The organism is Pyxidicoccus sp. M15 (assembly GCF_056858435.1).
The window spans coordinates 12,110,170-12,130,466 of sequence record NZ_CM166495.1 but is presented as its reverse complement, the minus strand read 5'-3'; the positions used below and the strand labels follow the sequence as shown (position 1 = coordinate 12,130,466).

The window sequence follows — 20,297 nt, the reverse complement described above, 5'->3', positions numbered from 1 at the left end:
GGGGGCGAGCCTCTCCCGGCACAGGCCGGGTGACTACGAAGAAGATGCGCCGAGGGTGCGCCAGCGTGCACTTCGCCGGACGGATTCAGGGCGTGGGCGCGGCTGGCACGGAGCCGGGAGTGGCCCGGCGGGAGCCGATGCGAGGCTCCCGCCGGAGTGAAGGACTCAGCGGTCAGCAGCCGGAGCAGCCGTTGGGCTCCTCGCCACAGGCGAGGGTGGTGAACTCCGGGCACTTCGGCCCCTTGTCCTTCGGCTGTTGGCCCGCGCCTCCGTGGATGCGGGCCAGGTCCTGCACGAACAGCTCCTTCACCTTCTTCACCTTCGTCTCGGTGCTCATGCGGTGCTCTCCCTGTCGTGGGGGCGCGTGGAGTGTCGGCCCGTGCGCGCGCCCCGTGAAGTCGCCTCGGGCCGTTTCGGCAAGAGGGAGAACGGTGGATGACGCCGGGCCTTTTCCGCCGGAAGCCTTTACAGGCCGGTGCGCCCGGGCAGGCGCCCTGCGTGGAGGGCTCGTCCGGAAGCCCGCTTCGGGGAATGCGCGCGGGTGGCGGTGCAGAAGGTGGAGGGAGTAGAAGCGACAGCACCATGGACCTCTTCCTCATGTCGCCCCCGGGGCGCGCGTGGGCCCTGCGCGGGCGCAACAACTTCCGCAGCCGCGAGGCCCCGCAGGTGGACGCGCGTCAGGCCCGGCTCGAGTGGCTGGCACTGGCGCGAGAAATCGAAGCGCGCGGCGGCACGGTGGTGGCGCTGCCGTCGCCTTCCGAAGTGCTCACCGGCATGCCCTACGCCGCGGAGTGCGGGCAGGTGGTACCGCGCGAGGGTGCACCACCGCTGTTCCTCCTGCCGCGGATGATGAGCGCGCACCGGCAGGCCGAGCGCGAGCACTGGGCCCCGCTGGCCCGCCGCATGGGCATGGAGGTGGTGGACCCGGGCGTGGGCATCTGGGAGGCGCACGGCGACGTGGCCACCTTCGACGGTGTCACGCTGCTGTTCTGGGGCGGGCGCACCACGCTGGACGGGCTGGAGGCCGCGGCGTCCCACTTCCCCGGCGAGGTGCTGCGCGTGCAGGTCCGCGAGCCCGCCTTCCACGGCAACATGGCCGTGCTGCCGCTGTCCGCCGTGGACCGGCTGATGGTGTGCCCGGACGTCATCGCCCCGGACTCGTACGCGCGCCTGCGCGAGCGGTTCGGTGAGCAGCGCCTGCTCGTGGTGACGGAGGACGAAATCAAGCACTACGCCACCAACGGGCTGCCGCTTGGAAGAGACCTGCTCGCGCCCTCGGTGGTGCAGGACGCGGTGCGCGCGCGGCTGGCCCTGCTGGGCATGCGTGTGGTGCCGCTCACCATGCGCGAGCTGTGCGAGAAGGGCGGCGGCTCCTCGCGCTGCCTCGTGTCCCGCGCGGAGGTGGACGCGGAGGCGGTGCGCATCCCGGACGAGTACCGGCTGGCGGCCGTGGCGAAGGACATCGAAGCCGAGGCGTGACACGCGCGCACGGGTTTGACAGGCGCAAGCGTTGTGCCCACTGGCGGTACTGACAAAGGACGATGAACCCCGATGCGTGACGCGAGCGCACTGACGAGGCAGGCGGAGTCATTTCTCGCCCAGCACCCGGGCGTGTCGATGATGGCACTCGGCTCGGGCGAGCACGCGGACTCGCTGGACCTGTCGCCCCTCGGGGTGCCGGTGCACTACCTGCCCGCCGAGCGGAACCTCGACCTGGCGGCGCAGTACCTCGCGCTGAACCAATTGGCCTTCGGTGGCATCGGCGTGCCGCGCTGGGTGCTGTCCGATTTGTACCTGCTGCCGGGAGCCATCGGCCTGCTGCGGTGCCCGGCGCGTCTGGTGAAGCCCGAGGTGCGCGAGCGACTGGGGCTGGCCGACGAGGACCCGACCATCGGCGCGGCGTACTACGCGGCGCCCTCGGTGACGCCGGGCCTGTTCATCGGCGTGTCGCTCTTGAGCTTCCTGCCGGGCACCGGCGCCGCGCCGTGGGTGAAGGTGCTCACGCTGAGCATGCTGCGCGCGAAGCGGCTGCGCGGCGTGGCCCAGTGGGACAACCCCAGTGTCCGCGTCCACGCGCGGCTCGGCCCGCTGCGCCTCGTGGGCCGCGTGCCCGGAGGCCACGAGTACGGCGAGCGCACCTTCGTCTACGAGTCGGACGTGTCGGACGGCGCGCGCGTGGCGGAGGCACTGGAGCGCAAGTCATCCCTGGCTCCCACGCGGCGGGTGTCCGTCACCGACCTGCCCACGCTGAGCGGACTGCTGGACCGCGCGGAGGCGGGCGAGGTGCTGCACCTCGTCCCGCCCGGCCAGGACGCGGGGCATGTGCTGGTGCGCGAGGGCGTGCTCTGACTCAGGGCGCCGACGCGGTGGGGGACTCCGGGTCCTCCGCCAGCGCGCGGCGCAGCGCCGCGGCGCCCTCGTTGACGATGGGCGCGCCGTGCGCGAAGCACACCGTCTGCACCGGCAGGTGGTCGAGGATGCGCTGCACGCTGTGCCGGGTGCGGAAGGGCTCGTCCTGGTACTCGCCGGGGACGAACTCCGGCGTGCCCCGGCCCTGGTGCGTCAGCAGGTCCGAGATGAAGGCCACGCTGCGCGGGTGCTGCTGAATCCACAGCGTGTACATCGCCTCCGTGGGCCCCGGCGTGTGGAACGAGACGATGCCGGCCGGCAGCGTTTCGCCCGCCACGTAGAAGAAGTCCGGCGCCTCCTCCAGCCCCTGCGCGCCCTCCGGCGCCCACACCGGGGCACCGAAGGCCTTGCGGAAGCGCCACGCCGAGCGCTGGTGGTTGCCCGCCGTCAGGACGATGGCGGTCACCTTGCCCAGCCGGCCCAGCAATTCCTCGTCGATGGGCAGCGGGTCGATGAGGACGACAGCGCCGTCTTCATCCACCACCGCGTACGCGTCACTGCGCGCGCCGCCGATGCGCTCGTCGGACAGGGTCCAATGGTGGACCCCGGGGACCACCTGGACCAGCCGCTTCGCCTTCCCCTTGGGCTCGCTCATGCCGTGAAACGTAGGCACCCCGTTCCCGTGTCACCTGGACCCGAGGACGGTGGAGCCGCGGGCTCGCCGGGCCTCCTGCCCCGGGGGCGGCCAGTCCGGGAGGGGAGGGGCAGCCACCGTCCCACCATGCACACCACCTTCCCTCATGGTGGCGCGACTCCTGCGTGGGACGGCCTCACGGCCGCTCGTACTCTTCGATGGGGACTGTGGCTTCTGTCGCCGCTGGGTGGCGCGGTGGCAGTTGAGCACGCGAGGGCGCGTGCGTTTCGAGGCGGCCCGCGGGTGGCACCGATGGGCGCTCGGCCTGCGCAAGGCGGACCTGAGGCGGGCCATGCAGCTGGTGGAGCCGTCCGGCCGCGTGTCGCAGGGCGCGGAGGCGGTCTTCCGCATGCTCACCTGGTCGCCCCGGAGGGGGACGCGCGTGGCGGCGAAGCTGGGGCTGCTGCCCGGCGTGCTGCACGCGGCGCGTGGCGTCTACGCCGTCATCTCCCGCAACCGGCGCACGGCGGCGCGGGTGGACTCCTGGCTCTTCGGACGCACCGTGGTTGCGCATGAGTACCGGCTGGTGCGCTGGGCCTTCCTCCGGCTGATGGGCGGCACGTTCTTCATCGCCTTCACGTCGCTGGGGCGACAGGTGCTCGGGCTCTACGGCGAGCGCGGCATCCGGCCCCTGCGCGAGCGGCTGGACGCGCACCGCGAGGTGGAGCCCGGGTGGCAGCGGTGGCGGATGACGCCTTCCGTGTTCTGGCTGGACGCGTCCGACGAGGCGCTGGTGCGTGGCTGCCGCGCGGGACAGCTGCTGTCGCTGGCCCTCACCTTCAACATCGCGCCCCGGCGCAGCGCGATGCTGCTGTGGGCGCTGTACCTCTCCTACGTGTCCGCCGGCCGCGAGTTCCTCTCCTTCCAGTGGGACGTGCTGCTGCTGGAGATGGGCCTGCTGTCCGCGCTCACCGCGCCCGGTGGCTTCAGGCCGGGCCTGGGCCGTGACGCGCCCTCCGCGCTGGACGTGTTCCTCTTCCGGCTGCTCGTGTTCCGCCTCTACTTCGGCTCCGGCGTCAGCAAGCTCCAGTCGGGGGACAGGACGTGGCGCGAGCTGACGGCGATGGACCACTATTACGAGACGGCGCCGCTGCCCACGCGCGGCGGCTGGTACGCGCACCACCTGCCGCAATGGGTCCACCGCGCCACCACGGCGGCCACGCTCGGCCTGGAGACGGGGCTGCCGTTCCTCACCTTCGCGCCCCGGAAGGTGCGGCAGCTCGCGTTCTGGGCCTTCGCCGGGTTGCAGGGCAGCATCGCGGCCACGGGCAACTACGGCTTCTTCAACGTCCAGTCGCTGGCGCTCGGGCTGTGGCTGCTGGACGACGCGGCGCTGCGGCGCGTGCTGCCGCTGAAGGCCAGGGTGCCCGCCCGGCCCCGTCCCTGGTGGCGCACGGGGCTGTCCGCGGTGGTGGCCGCGCCGGTGGTGGCGCTCGGCGCGTCCGAGGTGCTCCGCCGCTTCGAATGGTGGCCGCGCCGCTCGGAGCGCGTCCTGGGCGCGCTGGGGTGGCTGGAATCCCAGGCGCGTCCGCTGCGCTCCGTGAATCCGTATGGCCTGTTCAGCGTGATGACGGTGGAGCGGCCGGAAATCCTCATCGAGGGCTCCGACGACGGGGAGCACTGGAAGGAATATCCCTTCCGCTACAAGGTCGGCGCCCTGGAGCGTCCGCCCCGGCAGGTGGCGCCGCATCAGCCGCGATTGGACTGGCAGATGTGGTTCGCGGCGCTCGGCGCGCCCACGGGCTGGTTCCTCGCGTTGATGGGCCGGCTGCTGGAGGGCTCGCCGGAGGTGCTGAAGCTGCTCGCGGGCAATCCCTTTCCGGACAAGCCGCCGCGCATGCTCCGCGCGGTGCTCTACGACTACAAGATGTCGGACCTGGAGGAGCGGCGCCGCACCGGCGCGTGGTGGAAGCGCGAGCGGCTGGGGCTCTACGTCCCGCCGCTGGCCCTGGCCCCGGGACCCACGCCATCGGACCGGGCGCCCCGGCTGCAACGGGATGCGGAGGCCTGAGCACGAAATGATAGCGCGCCGCGCCAGGGTGGGATGTGCAATGCCTGACACGGTGGCTTCCCCCCCAGGCGATGGACGGGGGGGCTGGCGTCCGCGGGGCGCTGCTGGCTAGCGTGCGCGCGCGATGTTGCCCGCGCGCGATTCCGCGTCCCTCATCTTCGGCAGATACGCGGTGCTGAGCCGGCTCGCCGTGGGAGGCATGGGCGAAATCTTCCTCGCGCGCCAGGTGGGCGTGAGCGGCTTCGAGCGGCCCGTCATCCTCAAGAACCTGCTGCCGGACCTGATGGAGCAGGAGGGCTCGCTGGAGATGTTCCTCGACGAGGCGCGCGTGGCCGGCCGCCTCAACCACCCCAACGTCGTCTCCGTCTACGAAGTGGGGGAGTGGCAGGGCATCTTCTACATCGCCATGGAGTACATCGAAGGCGAGAACCTGGGGCGCCTGGCCCGGGCGGCCTCGCGCACCGGCACGCCGCTGCCCATGGCGGTCAGCGTGGAGGTCATCCGCGACGCGGCGCTGGGACTGGACCATGCGCACCACGCCGTGGACGCGCAGGGTGTCCCGCTGGAGCTCGTCCACCGGGACATCAGCCCGCAGAACATCATGGTGCGGCTGGACGGGGTGACGAAGGTGGTGGACTTCGGCGTGGCCAAGGCCTCCAACCGCTCCACCCGCACGCGCACCGGCATCCTCAAGGGCAAGCTGCGCTACATGTCGCCCGAGCAGGTGCGGAACACGCCGCTCGATGGCCGCAGTGACCAGTACGCGCTCGGCGTGGTGCTGTGGGAGCTCATCACCCAGCGGCCGCTCGTGGAGAGCGAGAACCCCGCCGAGGCGATGCGGCGCATCGCCCTGACGCCCGTCCCCCGGCCCTCGTCGCTCGGCATGGAGGTGCCTCCGATGCTGGAGGCCATCATCATGCGCATGCTGGCCAAGCCGCGGGAGCAGCGCTTCGCCCGGTGCGCGGACGTGGCCCGTGCGCTCCAGGCCTGGCTGGACGAGGTGCCCCGCGAGGTGGGCCAGGTCTCCACCACCATCGACCGGCTGGTGGGCGAGTCCGTCCGCGCCCGGCTGAAGGAGCCCGCGGAGGGGCTGGAGGGCGTGCTGCCCCGGGCTCCGGTCTCCAGCCTGTCGTGCCCGCGCTGTGGCCAGTCCACCAGCGGCACCAGCCGCTTCTGTCCCTCCTGTGGCAGTGCGCTCACCCCGCCCGTGGCCCCGTCCGGCACGCAGGCCGTGTCCGAGTCCCAGCTGCTGGGCTCCGGAGGCTCCGGAGAGGAGCTACCCACGGAGCACGTCGCCGGCGCGCGGCCTGCGCCTCCCGCCTTCAAGCACGGCGAGGACACGTCGCCGGTGGACGCCTCCGCCGTCGTGGAGACGCAGACCCTGGGCGACTCGGTGGCCGCGCCCACCGTGCGCATGCGGGGCCGTGAGGACGGGGCCTTCAAGCGCAAGCTCGTCATCGTCACGGTGGGGGTGGAGGGGGCGGAGGCGCTGCGGCGCGACCTGGGCGCGGAGGAGGGACTGGAGGCGGTGGGGCGGCTGATGGACGTGGCGGCGGCCACCGCCGAGCGCCACGAGGCGGAGGTGGTGCAGCTCACCGAGACGCGGTGGAGCTTCGCCTTCGGACTGCCGGCGGCGCGCAAGGACGACCCGCTGCGCGCCGTGCGCTGCGCGCTGGAGCTGCCGCTCGCCATCTCCGGGCTGGGGCTGTCGCCGCCGCCCGTGCTGCGCGTCGGGCTGGAGCTGGACTCGGTGCTGGTGAGCGGGGGGCGGGGACGCTCGCCCTGGCGCGTGGCGGGCTCCGGCCTGGACCGCGCGGCGGAGCTGGCCTTCGCGGCGGAGCCGGGCGAGGTGCTGGCCGGCCCCGCCGTCCGCGCGGTGCTGGACGAGGGCGTGCGCTTCGGCGCGGCACGGGAGCTTGCGTCGGGGACTGCCTGCCGCGTGGAGGGCTTCGGCGGCGTGGTGCGGGCGGTGGCCTTCACCGGGCGCGCGGAGGCGCTGGCGGCCGCGCAGGCGCTGGTGGACTCGGCGCGGGCCGGCGCGGGAGGAGGGTGCCTCTTCGTCGGCGCGGCGGGCATGGGCAAGAGCCGCCTGCTGGAGGCCGTGGCCGAGCGCGCGGCGCGGGCCTCGCCGCTGCGGTGCGTGTACGTCAGCGCGGCGGACCTCCAGGCGGCCGGGGCCATGGGGCTGATGCGCTCGGTGCTCACCGGGCTGGCCCGCGCGCTGGGCCCCGCGCCGGAGGGCGCGCCCCTGCAGCCGCTCACGGCGCTGGGCTTCTTGGCGCAGGAGGTGGCGGCGCTCTGGCGGCGGCTCTTCCACGGCGGCCCCTCCGGTCAGCTCCAGGCGGCGGACGCGGCGGTGGGCGAGGCCCTGCGGCGCGCCGCGCACCCGGCCGGGCTGCTGCTGCTGGTGGATGACGTGCACCGCGCGGATGCCGCCTCCGTGGAGCTGCTGGCGTCGGTGCTGGCGGCGCTGGACTCCGCCGTCGCGCTGGTGGGCACCGTGGTGCCGGAGTCCGTCCCCCCGGCGCTCGCGCCGCTGCCCCTCTTCCTGCTGGAGGGACTGCCCCGGCCCGAGCTGCGCGCGCTGCTGGCCTCGGCCTTCGGGGCCCCTCCGGGCGCGGAGGTGGAGCGCCTCGTCGCCGCTCGCGCCCACGGCAATCCCTCCTTCGCGCTGGAGCTGATGCGGGCCCTCGTGGAGCGCGGCGCCGTGCAGCGGCTGGGCGGCGCGTGGCAGGCCACCGGGCCCCTGGACGAGGCCGTCCTTCCCGACAGCCTGGACCTCGCGCTGGGCGCGCGGCTGGACCTGCTGCCGCCCTTCGCCCAGCGCTTCCTCACGCGGGCCGCGGTGGAGGGCGGCACCTTCTCCTCGCCGCTGGTGCTGGCGTCGCTGGAGGGGGAGGGCATCGGCGCGGACGCGCAGGAGGTGCTCGTCGCGGACGGCTGGCTGGTGCCGGTGCCGGAGCGTCCCGGGAGCTTCCGCTTCGCGCTGGAGCTGGCGCGCCAGGTGCTGCTGGGGCGGCTGCCCGCGAGCGCGCTGCGCCGGGCGCACCTGGAGCTGGCGGAGGCGCTCGGGCGCGAGGCCTTCACCTCCGAGCCCGCGCGCGAGGTGCGCGTGGCGGACCACCTGCTGGCGGCGGGAGCGCCGGGGGCCACCGCCGCGTGTGAGCGGGCCGGTGAGCGGCTCGCGGCGCGAGGCGAGTGGCGTCCGGCCACCGAGTACTTCCGGCGCGCCATGGGCGAGGCCCCCGCGTCCACGCCCACCGCGCGGCTGTGGCAGCTGGGCATGCTGTCGCGCGCGGTGACGTGCCTGTCGCAGGTGGACCCGGCCGCGGTGGAGGCGCTCGCGACGTCCTGGCTGGAGCGCCTGCCCGCCGCGGAGTCCCCCTCGGCCCGCGCCGAGGTGACGCGGCGGGTGGCCGCGGCGGAGCTGAAGCTGGGCCGCGTGGCCGCCGCCGAGGCACGGCTCTCCACGGCGCAGGAAGCGGCGGCGTCCGACGCGGAGGCCGGGGCCTGGGTGCTCGGGGAGCGCGCCCGGGCCCGCGAGGCGCGAGGCGACCTGCCCGGCGCGGTGGAGCTGCTCACGCAGGCCTTCCAGCGCATGGGCGGGCGCCCCGCGCGGGCCCAGGACTTCTACTGGGAGCACCTCAACCTGCTGGGACGCCTGCAGCTGCGGCTCGGGCAGCTGGAGCGCGCGCGCACCGCCTTCACCCGCGCCCAGGAGCAGGCCCGCGCGGTGGGCAGCGGCGTGGGACAGGCGCGCGCCCTCACCAACCTCGCCGGGCTGCGAGCGATGGAGGCGGACTCCGCCGGCGCGCTCGTGGACCTGGAGCGGGCGCTCCTCCTGGCGGAGCAGGGTGGAGACGCGCAGGAGGCGGCGCGCATCCACTACAACGCGGGGCGGCTGCTGGGGGCCTCCGGGCGCCTTCCGGAAGCGCGCGAGCGCCTGGAGCGTGCCCGCGAGCGGGCCCGGGTGGCGGGCTGGCGCGAGGGGGAGGCCCTGGCCACGCAGGCCCTCACCGCGCTCGACGGCCACGAGAGCCGTTCGTGAGCAGACAGTTCGCAACCCGGATGGAGTAGTCACCCGCTTTCAGGTCATGGCAAGAAAGGCGGGAATCCCCGTCATGCCTGCTCCTTCATCCCAGCCCCGCTCCTTCGCCCCCGTCGCGGGTGTTCCACCCACTCTCTCCCCCGAGGACGCGGCGACGGAGGTGGGCCACGCGCTGAGCAAGGCGCTCAACGGGTACCGCTTCTATTCGGAGGGGCACGCCACCCTCGTCGACTTCCAGCAGAAGCTGTTCGACGCGGTGACGCGCTACCACGGGGTGACGGGGCAGCCGGCCGTGCTGCACGTGCGCTCCGCGGCGCTGCTGCTGGGCGAGGCGGTGCTCCTCGAGTCCGCGTCCGCGAAGGACTCGGTGACGCGGCCCCTCTTCCTGGAGGGCGTGCAGGAGGTGCTCCTCCAGCCGGGCGTGACGCTGGAAGAGCTGCGCGACTTCCTGGGCATGTGGCACCGGGCCCTGCAGCGGGCGCTGCCCCCGGAGCATGACTTCTACACGCTGTTCTGGGAGCGCGGCTTCGAGGACATCGAGCTGGTGGTGGCGGAGGTCCCCTCCGCGCAGGATGGGCCCGACAGCGCGAAGGACGAGGCGCTGCTGGCCGAGCGCGAGGAGCAGCTCTTCTCGGAGCTCACCCGGCGGCAGGCGGGCGGAAGCGGGCGGCGGCGGCCTGTGGGGCATGACGAGTGGCTCGCGCGCCTGGAGGCGGAGGTGCTGGCGCCGGTGAGCGCGCAGGACCTGCTGCGCACCGGAGCGCCCGCCTTCGCCGGCACCACCGAGGCGGAGGTGGCGGAGCTGCGCGCGGCGCTGGAGCGCGAGCGCGGCGGGGAGGGCGTGCTGGAGCGCAGCCTGCGCACGGTGTGGGAGCTGCTGGCCGTCTGCCGCGAGGAGGAGCGCCCGGAGCTGCTCGGCTGGGCGGAGGAGCTGCTCACCGGGCTGTCCGCGCAGGGCCGGTGGGGAGAGCTGCTGCAGGCCGTGCAGGAGATGACGCGCGACGCGCGGGCCTCGGGGACTCGCACCCCGGACCTCTACGCCCTCACGCGCCTGTTCCTCCAGCGCGAGAGCCTGCGCCTCACGCTCGCGAGCGCGGCGGAGCGCTCCGGCGAGCTGCCCCGGGTGATGGAGCTGTTGAACGCGCTGCCCCGCGACGCGCTGCTGGCGGGCCCGGAGCTGCTGTTCGCGCTGCAGGCGCCGGCCGCGCGCGCCGCGCTGGCGAAGCTGCTCGTCCGCCGGGGCGTGGCGCTGGGGGCGCTGGTGTCCCGGGCCGCGTCGCTGCGAGAGGTGGACCTGGAGTGGGTGCACCCGCTGCGCGAGTCGGGGCCGGAGGCGCAGCCGCTCACCGCGGCGCTGCTCGCGCACCCCGTGCCGGGCGTGCGCGTGGCGGTGCTGTCCCGGCTGGGCCCCCGGGAGGTGGAGGTGCACAAGGCCGTGCTGCTCAAGGCGCTGGCGGACGCGGCGGCCACGGTGCGCGGCGCGGCGCTCACGGTGCTGGTGAAGCACGGCGTGGAGGCCGCCGTGGGGCCGCTGGTGGCGCGGCTGGACACCGCGCTGGAGTCGAAGGAGCGCATGGCCATGCTGCGCGCCCTGGCCGACCTGGGCGGCCCCGTGGCGGCGGCCGCGCTGCGCGCCACGTTCGAGCGCGAGCAGGACACGGAGCTGAAGGCGCACTGCGCGCGCTGCATCGGCATCCTGGGAGACCCGAGGGCCCGGCCGCTGCTGGAGGCGGTGGCGCAGAAGCTCTTCGCGCCCCGGGCGCTGAGACAGGCCTGCCGGGAGGCGCTCGCGCAGCTGGCCCCGGTGGGGTGAGACGGCAGTCGTGACGCGGGGGGGAAGTCATGGACGCGGTGACGGGACGGAGTGACAAGACGCAGGTGGGGTTGCGGCTGATGAGCGCGCTCGTGCGCTGTCTGCACACGGTGTCGCTGCACGACGTGGACAACGCCGGCGCGAAGGAGGCCATCGAGGAGCTGGGCGCGCTGCTCGACGCGGAGCTGCGCGGGCAGAAGTCGGTGGAGCTGCAGTGCGTGGGCGGCATCCCCTTCCTCGGGGGCACCCGGCTGAAGCTGGGCGAGGAGCACCTGGAGACCGCCGTGGCGCTGCGCCGCTACCTGGAGCCCCTTCAGGTGCAGGAAATCTCCTTCGGCTCGGGGCTGCGCCGGGAGCACCTGCGCGGCCTGCTCGTCGCCTTCCAGAAGCACCGGCGCAGCCCGAAGCCGCAGGCCATCCTCCAGGAGAAGCTGGCCCCGGTGCGGCTGAAGGACGTGCTCTCCGCGTCCCAGGTGCTCACGCCGCGCGAGGTGCTCTTGCGCTACTACGCGCGGCTCGTCGTGCTGCTCAAGCACGTCATCTCCACGCAGACGCCGGTGCGCATCGAGCGCTTCCGCCGCGTCCTCCAGCGGCTGGCCGAGGCCTCCACGGGCCACGAGTCGCTGCTGGTGGGCCTCACGCGCTTTCGCCGCACGGACGTGGACGGCGGGCAGCATGGCGCGGCGGTGGCGGTGCTGAGCCTGTTGATGGCGCGCCGGCTGGGGCTGTCGCGTGCGCAGCAGCTGGACCTGGCCCTCAGTGGACTGTTCCATGATTTGGGGCGGGGGAGCACGCCGCTGGCGCCGGAGCAGGAGTTCGACCAGGCCTCGCACGAGCTGCTGGCGCGGCGGGGGCCGCTGAAGACGGCGCTGCGGCTGTTGCAGCGCCCGTTGGACGCGGGGCGGCTGGAGCGCGTCATGGCCGCGCATGACTGCCTCCAGCCCGCGTGGAGCGGCCCGGTGCGCAGGCCCGGAGGCCTGGCGGGGAGGATGCTCGCGGTGCCGTGCGCCTTCGACCTGCTGACCTTCCCCGCGCCGCCCCACCCGGGGCTCGCGCCCGACGCGGCGCTCCGGCTCATCACCCACCGCGCCGGGACGCGGTTCGACCCGCGGGTGGTGCGCCTCTTCACCACGGTGGCGGGCTTCTATCCCGTGGGGACGCTGGTGCGACTGTCCGGCGGCCAGGTCGGCGTGGTGATGGACGTGCCCTCCGACGCGGCCCAGGCCGCGAAGCCCCGCATCCGGGTCATCCAGGGCGCGGGGCGCACGAAGGCCGACTACGTGGTGGACCTCGCCGAGCCGGGGCAGCGCCTGTCCATCGTCGCGTCGCTCGACTCGACGGAGCACGACTTCAACGTGCCCCACTTCCTGTTCTCATAGGGGCCGGCTGCCCGGACGGTGGGCTTCCGGGCGTCACCCGGGGCGTGGAGCAGGCGTGCGGTCATGGACGGAAGCGGGCCCTTTTCCCACCGGGGCTCGCCCACGGCGTTAGGATGGCCGCTGCTCCAACGCCCCCTTCGTGCCGTGAAGACGCGCCTTCCTCTCCCTTCCGTCCTCGTCCTCGTCCTCGGGCTCCTGAGTGCCTGCGGGCCGACCCCCGACTCCATCACCGTCGAGCCGCTGCCGTCGAAGTACCTGCGGACGCCGGGGCAGAACGTGAAGCTGGAGTACGTGGTCCTCGATACCGAGGGCAACCGGATGTCCGAGCCGAAGCTGCGGTGGACGAGCTCCGCCACGGACGTGGCCCTGGTGCAGGACGGCGTGGTGACGGTGCGCAAGTCCGGCAAGACGACCATCGGCGTCACCGGCGGCAAGATTCGCACGGCCGTTCCGCTGGACCTCACCATCCTCAACTCGCTCGACGTGAGGGCGCCGGGCGCGGACTTCATGGAGGTGGGCCGCGTCATCAAGCTGCGCGTGGTGGCGCGCAACGAGCAGGGCGAGTCGCTCGCCGACGCGGCGCCCGAGTTCCGCTCTTCCGACGAGACGGTGGTGCGCGTGGAGGACGGGCAGCTCGTCGCCGTGCGTCCGGGCACCGCCACCGTCACCGCGCTGCTGGGGCACCTGAGCCGCGCCATCGCGGTGCAGGTGGTGCCCCCGGACTTCGCGCGCCTGGGCCTCAACCTCACCCACCACGCCTTCCAGCGTCGGGGCCAGTCCGTGCTGCTCCAGGCCCGCGCCTACAACCGCAACGGCGCCGTGCTGGAGAGCGTGCCGCTGGAGTGGTTCACCTCGGACGCCGCCGTCGTCACCGTGTCGCCCGACGGCCGCGTGACGGCGGTGGGGACGGGGCGTGCCGTGGTCTCCGTCGTCGCGGGCCGGCGGCGCTCGGCGGCGGAGTTCGTCGTCCCGTAGCGGGCGGCGCGGCGGCAGGGCTGTCGCCGCTCGGGCCGTGCGTTGCCACTGCGGCTGAGAGCCAACCCTGGGGCGCGCGCTCGAGGGAGCGTCGGCGAGCCGCCCCTCGTGTGGAGCAGGCAGGCCGCCGAGGCTGAACCGGGGCGCGCCCATGGAGCGAGCCGGCGAGCCGCGCCGCAGCTCCCTCCAGGCCGCATGGAGGCGCCGGTGCTAGCTTCCCGGCCGTGCCTTCGAAATCAACGGCCCCCGTTCCCGGGCGGCCATCCAGGGTGTGGCTGACGCGCGGCCTCGTCGCCGGCGCGCTCGTGCTGCTCGGCGGGGCCATCGCCTACTCCGTCTCCGGTGACTCCGGCCCCACGTCCCCGCCGCCTCCCACCGAAGCACCCGGTGCCTCCGCCGGAGCGAGCCCGGCCACCGTGGCCCCGCGCCCGCCGGCCGTGACGGTGCCGCGCGCCCAGGCCCCGGCGGATGCGGGGCCCGCGCTCCCGGAGCCCTGGCAGGTGGCTCGAGAGCGTCCGTCCGCGCCGCCCCCGCCGGGCTATGTCCCCGCGTGGAAGGTGCGCCCGCCTCATCCAGAGCAGACGGGCCAGGCGCCGCTCCCGCCCCCCCGCGAGCCGCCGGAGCCGAGCCTCCACCGGCCCCCGGTGGAGAACCCCGGAGGCGTCAACGGGACGCGGCCAGCGCGCCCCACTCCGGGGCTGGAGTAGGCGTCACTGGGTCCAGATGCCGTCGTACACCTTCGACGTGTGGCCGCCCATGTAGAGGAACATCCGCTCCGTCCGCAGCAGCCTCCACTCCCCCCCGCCCAGCGTGGTGGCGATGGCGGAGACGGGGTTGAGGAAGCCCTGCGTCACCGGGTCGTTGAAGCCGGTGATGGTGCGCAGGGTCACCCCGGGAATCCGCCCGTTGACGACGTTGAGCGCGAGGCCCGGCACGGCCCACGCGTTCACCGTGGCGCCGTTCAGGGGGCCTCGGGCCAGCGTCAGCGCGTCCCACGCGCCCAGGCTGTGGCCGTGGAGGGTGATGTCGCGAGGGTCGGTGATGCCCGCGGCCCCGAGAGTGTCCCTCACCGCGACGGCCGTTTCGCTCAGCTTTCCGACGCGGTTGGTGGCGATGTCCTTCAGGTCCTGCATGATGCCTCGCAGGCCGCCCCCGTTGGTCGTCACGCCGGTGATGTACACGTCCGCGGTGCGGTGGCCCAGTCCATCCACCTTGATGTCGACGCGGGCGCGGTTGCCCTTGACGTTCGCCCCCGTGGCCGTGTCCTTGGCGCCGAGCGCGGCGTCCTTGAAGGTCAGGGGGACGAGCGCCGCGACCGCGGTGCCGGCGCCTATCATCCCCGCCTTCCAGATGTCGCCGCCCCGGGCGCCGTAGATGTAGGCCGTCGCCGCCCCTGACACGAAGCCGATGGCGGCATTCGCGGCCACCAGCAGTGGCGCCGCCAGCCCTCCTGTCATCGCCGTGAGCCCGGCGGCCACGAGGTTCACCACGCCAGCGGCAATCATCTTCCCCGCCAGCTCGAAGTCGCCCGTGAGGACGGCCATCGCGGCCAGCGGCGTGGCCAGCAGGCTCCCCACCACCGGGATGCGGGAGATGGTGTGGACGGCCTTGCGCAGCGACTTGACCAGGTTCTTGAAGCCCTTGGACAGGCTGCTGAAGAGCCCCAGTCCGTCCACGTCCGTGTGGTTGACCGGGTCGTTGCTCGCGTAGGCGTAGCGGTTCAGCCCGATGACGCCCTCGCTCGGCACCGTCGGGTCGGGCGACAGGAAGCGGCCCAGGGCCGGGTCGTAGTAGCGGGCGTGGAGGAAGAACAGGCCCGTCTCGTCCTGGCGCTGGCCCGTGTAGCCGCGCGACTCGGCGTGGCCCGTGGCGGTGCCCGTGCGCTCGCCGTAGGGCTTGTAGGTGAGCCGCTGCACCTCGTTGCCGGCCGCGTCGGTGATGGCCTGGACGGAGCCCCGCTCGTCCGTGTGCATCCAGAAGGACGTGGTGCCCACGCGCTTCGCGGTGAGCGCGCCGGCCAGGGAGACGTACTTGGTGGTCACCCCGTTGGAGACCTCGTAGTCGTCCCCGACCGTGAGGGTGGTGACACCGCCCACCACCTTGCGGATGCGGTTGCCGAAGCCGTCGTAGGTGAAGGTGATGCCGTTGATGTCCACCGGCAGGTTGTCGCCGTCGTAGACGATGGTGCGGCCCCCGCCGGACACGAGGTTGCCGTTGGCGTCGTAGCTGTAGCTGTTCGCCCCCGCCGTCAGCACCGCGTGCGGCCGCGCCGCCCCCGCCGCCGGGTAGCTGTAGCCGCCCACGTGCGAGTTGTAGGTCATGTTGCCGAGCGCGTCGTAGGCGAAGGCCTGGTTGTGCGGGCTCCAGACGGTGGACCCGTTCTGGAGCGCCGCCACCGACGTGAGCTGCCCGCGCGTGTCATAGCCGTAGGCCCAGGACTCGTTGGCGAACGGGCTGGTGACGCTCAGCACGTTGCCGGCCGCGTTGCGGGTGAAGCCCAGGTCCTGCACCACGGCGGAGCCCCGGACGGTGCGCAGGCCCAGGCGCCAGCGGCGGCTCGCGTCGTACGTGTGCGTGGTGGTGGTGCCGTTGGCGTTGAGCTGGGTGAGCAGCTGGCCGTCCGGCGCGTAGGTGGCGTCGTTGACGATGCCGGGGATGAAGCGCGTGCGGCCGTTGCCGTCGTAGCGCAGCGGGTTGCCCGCCGTGCCAATGCTGTCGCCGTCCGGGTACTGGGTCCACAAGAGCTGGCCGGAGGCGTCGAAGCCGCGCTGGACGGTGTACGCCACGCCGTCCTGGACGCGGGTGGAGCGCACCTGCTTGCCCGCGGCGTTGTAGTCATACGTCCACTGGCCGGTGGCGTCCCGGAGCGTGGTGAGGTGCCCCAGGTTGTAGAAGCCGGAGCGCGCCTCGTCGTAGGTCCACGTCACCGTCTGCGCCTGGGCCGTGCCCGCGCGGGACGTCCGGGTGAGGACGCGGCCGCTGACGTCGTACGTCCACTCGGTGCGCTGGCCCTTGGCGTCCGTGTGGGACCGCTCGCGGCCGGCGGCGTCGTACTCGTACGTCCAGGCGCCGAGGTCCGGGTCGGACGACGTCAGCTTCCGGTTGAGCGAGTCGTAGCTGAAGCTCCACACGTTGCCCGCCGGGTCGGTGACCCTCAGGAGGTTGCCGCGCGCGTCATACTGGTAGCGGGTGGACAGCCAGCCCGAGCTGGAGCTCTCGAGGCGCTCCACCACGCGGCCGAAGACGTCCAGCACCTCCTGCTGCTGCCGGCCGAGCTCGTCGGTGGTGAGCACGGTGCCCAGCCCGTAGGCGCGCGTGACGGACTGGCCATCCGGGGTGGTGATGCGCACGGGGCGGTCCAGCGCGTCGTAGTCCGTGGTGGTCCACACGGGGCTGGCGTCGGAGAAGTACGTCGAGCTCTCGCGCCACGCCTCGCCGCGCGCATTGAAGTCGGTGTCCTGGCGCACGGAGACGGCGCTGGTGGGGCCGTTGGTCTCCACGCGGCGCACGCGGTCCATGCCGTCGAAGTACTTGCGGGTGTAGGCCGTCGTGACGCCATCCAGGCTGGGCGCCTGCAGCTCCGAGTACTGGTTCCACGGGTCGCCGAGGTTGCCCCAGCTCTGCGTCTGCCAGGCGCCGCCCGGCAAGTCCTTGCGCACCAGCCGGCACAGGCTGTCGTAGGTGAGCCACTCGGACAGGCCCGCCGCGTCCGTCGTCTTCGAGCGCTGGCCGCAGACCGGCTCCCACTCGGTGGTGCTGGTGCGGCCGTTGGGCGTGGTGGTGGAGACGGGGAACTGGCGCGAGGTGGAGTCGATGGCGTACGTGGTGCGCTCGCCGAGCGGGCCCACCTCGGCCACCACGTTGCCCCAGGCGTCGTACTCGGTGCGCAGGGTGACGTACCCGCCGACGTGCCCATTCCACTGCAGCGCGGTGGTCACCCGGCCGCGCGCGGGCACCGCGTCCCAGCTGCCGGCGTCATCGTAGTAGAGCACCGTCTGGTTCTGCAGGGCGCCGCCCGAGCCCACGCCGTTGTACGTCTCGGTGATGGCGGGGCGGGAGACGATGAAGGCGGCGGTGTTGGGACGGTAGGTGTGGAAGAGGGTGCGCTCGTCCCCGGACACGTCGTAGTCGCCGTAGGTCGTCTCCTGCACGGCGTTGCCGTAGGCGTCGTAGGCGTGGGTGATGGCGGTGCGCCGCCCGTACGCGCAGGGCCACGTCGTGCAGTCGTTGCCGGAGCCGTCATAGACATACTCCCACGTGGTGGTCTCCGCGGACGTGTAGGGGACGGTGGCGCCGTTGGTCTGGTACTCGCGGATGGACGCGCTCCACAGCCGGCCGGCGCCGTCGCGGGTGTCCTGGCGCTCCACCTTGGAGACGGAGCCGTAGTCCTGCTTGAACCAGAACTCCTCGTAGGGACAGGCCGCCTCGCCAGCCAGGCACGGCAGGGTGCGCTTCGCGTAGCGGAAGCCGAGGAAGCGCCGCTCGGGGTAGTCGAAGAGGCCGCCGGAGTACTGGAAGGTGGTGCGGCTGGTGGTGCCGCGCCCGTCGGAGATGCTCACCGCGGACACGGTGTGGATGACGGGCGGGGCGTTGGCGCTCGTCCAGGCCGAGGACGGGGCGTACTCCACGGTGGTGGTGGCGCCGAAGCCGTTGACCAGCGACGAGACGAGCTCCGGCCGGGGCGTGCCCGGCCAGCAGATGAGCCCGTAGTCCATGCGCATGCAGGGGTGGCTCTTGCCGTCGCCCTTGATGTCGGCGAACTGGAGCGAGAACCAGTTGTCCGCGTCGAACGTGCCCCAGCCCTGCTGGTAGAAGTTGCGGCTGCCCAGGTACTGGTACGTCCACCCGGTGTCGAAGTCCTGGGCCTGACGCCAGCCGTTGCCGGTGTTGAGGTAGCAGTGCAGGCCGTAGTCCATGCGGGCGCAGGCGTCCGCCAGGCCATCGCCGTTGACGTCGGAGAAGCGCAGCGTGGGCCCGTTGTCCGAATCGAACTTGCCCCAGCCGCGCTGGTCCGCGTTGATGTTGAACAGGCCCGGCCCGGCGGCGGCGGTGTCGAAGGCGCTGTCGTAGACGAAGGTGCGGCCGTTGAAGAGGTAGCAGTGCAGGCCGTAGTCCATGCGGGCGCAGGCGTCCGCCTTGCCGTCACCGTTGACGTCCACCAGCTGGATGCTGGACCAGTTGTCCTCGTCGAAGGTGCCCAGGCCCCGCTGGTAGGTGCCGTTGCCGAAGATGGCGGCCGTGGGCAGGGCGACGAAGCCGCTGCCGGTGGACAGCCACAGCCGCATCCCCTCGTCGCCGCGGACGGCCATGTCCGCCTTGCCGTCCCCGTTCAGGTCCGGGAACTGGAGCGTCCTCCAGTTGTCCGTGTCGAAGTTGCCCCCGTCACCGGCCAGGCCCGTGTCGTAGCCGGCGCTGTACTGGAAGCCGGTGTCCGAGGACAGCACGCACTGCACGCCCCAGTCCCGGCGCACGCACGCGTCCGCGCGGCCGTCGCCGTTGAGGTCCGGGTAGCGCAGCGTGCTCCAGTTGTTCTCGTCGAAATTGGTGAAGTTCGCCCAGTAGGTGGTGGTGTGGCCCGCGCTGTACTGGAAGCCCGCGCCCGTGGACAGGTAGCACTGCAGGCCCGCGTCCCGGCGCATGCACACGTCCGCCTTGCCGTCGGCGTTGACGTCCGGGAACTGGAGCGTGCGCCAGTTGTCCGGGCCGTTGGACAGCGTGTTGTTGAACACGCCGGTGTCCCAGGCGGCGCTGTGCTCGAAGCGGCTGCCGTTGGACGGGAAGCAGTGCACGCCGTAGTCCATGCGGATGCACGCGTCCGCGCGGCCATCGCCGGTGACGTCGGCGAGCTGCAGCGTGCCCCAGTTGTCCTCGTCGAACTTGCCCCAGCCGCGCTGGTAGCTGTTGGTGTTGAAGAGGTTGTCGTTGAGCGACGAGCCGTCTCCGTCCGCGGACGAGTCGTAGCCCGACTCGTAGAGCCACCCGCCGGTGCCGGACTGGTAGCTGAAGACGGTGGCCGGCAGCGCGCTGCCGCCCTGGACGGTGCCGGCGGCGTCCACGGTGGCGTCGCGGCCGAACATCCGCACCTGCGTCAGCCGGGAGCGGCCGTTGACCGCCTGCTCATAGGTGAGCGCGTAGATGCGCAGCCGCTGGCCGCTCACGCGCACGTCCACCGACTTCAGCCGGTGGCCCGCGGACACCACGCCGTCGCCGGTGGCGTACGTGCGCCGGTCCGTGCGCGCCTCGCGGTAGAAGCGCACCGTGGTGACGTTGTAGGAAATCTGGTCCGGGTAGCACTCGCCGCCCGTCTCGCAGGCCCAGGTGTAGCTGGCGGTGTTGCCATTCACGTCCGTGACGGCGCCGAGCGCCCACCGGAAGGGCACGCCCTGGACCCACTGCAGCGGCTGGAAGACGGAGCGCGTCCCGTCCTTCGCCGTCACCGTCCAGGCGCCGCCATACGCCGCGTCCAACGTGAAGCGCTGGTAGCTCTCCAGCTTCGTCACGTGCGTGCCGCCGGTGGTGCAGCTGGGGCTGACGCTGCCCGCGGCGCAGGGGACGAGCTCCTGCCCGTCGAAGAGGAAGATGTCGGTGCTGTTGTAGCGGGGCGCGCCGCCGCCGGGGCTGGCCCGCTCGATGACGGGCAGGCCGGACAGGGACCAGCCCAGGCCCACGAAGCCGTTGCCGCCCAGGGAGCTGTAGTTGAGCGAGAGGGCCGGCTCGATGCCGTGGAAGCCCGGCACGGCCAGCGGCACGGACTCCTGGTAGCTGCCGTAGAAGGCATTCACCGAGTCCGTGCCTGGACTCTGGGGCCCGCTGGCGGCCCGGCCGGGACTGGACAGGCAGAGCAGGAGGACGGCGGCGACGCTGATGAAGGGACGGATGACGGGCCTCGCGGGGGAGGGAAAGGGCGCGCATGCTGCCACAGTCCCGCGGGGAATCAGCGGGGCCCCCCTGGGGGGCCTTCGCGGCTCCGTGCGTCAGAGAATGTTCTGCTCGCGGTGAGGTGGCCCCGCCCTCCGGGCCACCCCGTC

Annotated in this window: 11 protein-coding genes; 8 read left to right on the top strand and 3 right to left on the bottom strand. The window is 73.2% G+C overall.

Features of this window, described 5'->3' with window-relative positions:
• Window positions 1-172: 172 nt before the first annotated feature.
• Complete coding sequence (locus tag ACX9TP_RS45130) at window positions 173-337, bottom strand: hypothetical protein (protein ID WP_482976903.1); 165 nt, start codon at window positions 335-337, stop codon at window positions 173-175.
• A 245-nt stretch (window positions 338-582) separates the two neighbouring features.
• Between ACX9TP_RS45130 and ACX9TP_RS45125 the strand changes: the two genes are divergently transcribed.
• Complete coding sequence (locus ACX9TP_RS45125) at window positions 583-1,479, top strand: dimethylarginine dimethylaminohydrolase family protein (protein ID WP_482976902.1); 897 nt, start codon at window positions 583-585, stop codon at window positions 1,477-1,479.
• A gap of 72 nt (window positions 1,480-1,551) precedes the next feature.
• Window positions 1,552-2,349: a hypothetical protein gene (locus ACX9TP_RS45120; protein WP_482976901.1), complete on the top strand. Its 798-nt coding sequence runs from the start codon at window positions 1,552-1,554 to the stop codon at window positions 2,347-2,349.
• Window position 2,350: 1 nt separating this feature from the next.
• Here ACX9TP_RS45120 and ACX9TP_RS45115 read toward each other — a convergent pair whose 3' ends face one another.
• Window positions 2,351-3,004 (bottom strand): MBL fold metallo-hydrolase, encoded by a 654-nt coding sequence (locus ACX9TP_RS45115; protein ID WP_482976900.1) that lies wholly within the window; start codon window positions 3,002-3,004, stop codon window positions 2,351-2,353.
• Between the two features lie 145 nt (window positions 3,005-3,149).
• Here ACX9TP_RS45115 and ACX9TP_RS45110 point away from each other — a divergent pair, with 145 nt between their 5' ends.
• From ACX9TP_RS45110 to ACX9TP_RS45085, 6 genes are all read left to right on the top strand, one after another.
• Entirely contained in the window at window positions 3,150-5,054 is a 1,905-nt protein-coding gene (locus ACX9TP_RS45110) for a lipase maturation factor family protein (RefSeq protein WP_482976899.1), read from the top strand.
• 124 nt (window positions 5,055-5,178) lie between these two features.
• Window positions 5,179-9,102 carry a protein kinase domain-containing protein gene (locus tag ACX9TP_RS45105; RefSeq protein ID WP_482976898.1) on the top strand — a complete coding sequence of 1,308 codons (3,924 nt, stop codon included), beginning with the start codon at window positions 5,179-5,181 and terminating at the stop codon, window positions 9,100-9,102.
• Between the two features lie 73 nt (window positions 9,103-9,175).
• The gene (locus tag ACX9TP_RS45100) at window positions 9,176-10,915 is read left to right on the top strand and encodes a HEAT repeat domain-containing protein (protein ID WP_482976897.1); all 1,740 of its coding nucleotides are present in this window, start codon (window positions 9,176-9,178) and stop codon (window positions 10,913-10,915) included.
• A gap of 29 nt (window positions 10,916-10,944) precedes the next feature.
• Window positions 10,945-12,294 (top strand): HD-GYP domain-containing protein, encoded by a 1,350-nt coding sequence (locus ACX9TP_RS45095; RefSeq protein WP_482976896.1) that lies wholly within the window; start codon window positions 10,945-10,947, stop codon window positions 12,292-12,294.
• A 144-nt stretch (window positions 12,295-12,438) separates the two neighbouring features.
• A complete protein-coding gene (locus tag ACX9TP_RS45090) occupies window positions 12,439-13,269 on the top strand; it encodes an Ig-like domain-containing protein (protein ID WP_482976895.1) in 831 nt (276 codons plus the stop codon).
• Window positions 13,270-13,538: 269 nt separating this feature from the next.
• The gene (locus tag ACX9TP_RS45085) at window positions 13,539-13,976 is read left to right on the top strand and encodes a hypothetical protein (RefSeq protein WP_482976894.1); all 438 of its coding nucleotides are present in this window, start codon (window positions 13,539-13,541) and stop codon (window positions 13,974-13,976) included.
• A 3-nt stretch (window positions 13,977-13,979) separates the two neighbouring features.
• Here ACX9TP_RS45085 and ACX9TP_RS45080 read toward each other — a convergent pair whose 3' ends face one another.
• The gene (locus tag ACX9TP_RS45080) at window positions 13,980-20,189 is read right to left on the bottom strand and encodes an RHS repeat-associated core domain-containing protein (RefSeq protein WP_482976893.1); all 6,210 of its coding nucleotides are present in this window, start codon (window positions 20,187-20,189) and stop codon (window positions 13,980-13,982) included.
• Between the last annotated feature and the right edge of the window lie 108 nt (window positions 20,190-20,297).